A 1,010-nucleotide genomic window follows, 5' to 3' on the forward strand; every position below is an offset into this window, starting at 1 on the left:
GGCCGTGAGCAGCGCCGTGGCGACGCTCTTGCCGATGCCCGTGCCGGCCCCGGTGACGATGGCGGTTCTTTGCTCGGTCATGGCTATTGTCCTCCGGCAGCGCTGCGCTTGCTCGACTGATTTTGGGGGGTTGGCTCGAAAAGGAAGGCATCGCAAATGACGGCGGCGATGGCAAGCGTGTCCATCCGGCCGGACCGACAAAAAGGGCGGCCATTGGCGACCGCCCCTGATCTGAACCGGGCTTGGGAGGAGGAAAAGCCGATCCGACTGTGTTGAATGATGCGCTTGCTGGGTTAATGAGCGGTTAACCCGGAAAGTGCCCCCTGTGCCGTTTTGGCCTACCAGCGCGGATTGGGTGACGTCCCGGCCTTGGCCGGCACCTTGGCCGCCGAAACCGTCGCCTCGACATGGTCGACCAGCGCGTCCGGCAGGCCGAGCCGGCCGGCAAGCAGGTCGAGATAACCGCGCTCGGCGCGTGTGTCGGGATCGATGGTCAGGCGCGACGCCGTGTAGAGTTCGAGCTTCTGCGCATCGGTCTTGGCGCCGGCCACCAGCGTGTCGAGGTCGAGCGGGCTTGCCAGCTCCGCCATCAGGAACTTTTCGGCGTCGGAGCCTATGCCGGCCAGGCTGAGCTTGCCGGCGATCTTCTGGCGCTCTTCATCGTCGATATGGCCATCGGCCTTCGCCGCCGAAATCATCGCCCGCACCAGGGTCAGCGTGAATTCGTCCTCGCCTTGCGGCGCCTGCGACGGGTGGAAGGGGGTATCCTTGGGCGGCGGCAGCAATTCCGGTTCACCGGCCGCCGGTGCTTCCGCGGGCGCGTTGCCGGCCTTGTAATTCTGGTAGGCCTTGTAGGCGAGGCCGCCGATCGCGGCCAGTCCGCCAAGCTTCACCGCGGCGCCCGTCACGTTGCGGCCAGTACCGGTTCCGAGCAGCACCGCGGCCAGCGCACCGGCGGCCAGCGGATTGTCCTTGGCCATCTGCACGGCCTGCCCCGCCTTGTCGCGAAC

The 1,010-nt window shown here is 66.8% G+C and carries 1 protein-coding gene; it reads right to left on the reverse strand.

The window, feature by feature from the left end; translation table 11 throughout:
- Positions 1–338: 338 nt before the first annotated feature.
- Positions 339–1,010 (reverse strand): tellurite resistance TerB family protein (locus EN884_RS36925; RefSeq protein WP_164895459.1); only part of this gene is annotated, 672 nt, incomplete at its 5' end.

Origin of the sequence: Mesorhizobium sp. M7A.F.Ca.AU.001.01.1.1 (genome assembly GCF_004022735.1) — a bacterium.
In the GTDB taxonomy this organism is placed as follows: Bacteria; Pseudomonadota; Alphaproteobacteria; order Rhizobiales; family Rhizobiaceae; genus Mesorhizobium; species Mesorhizobium ciceri.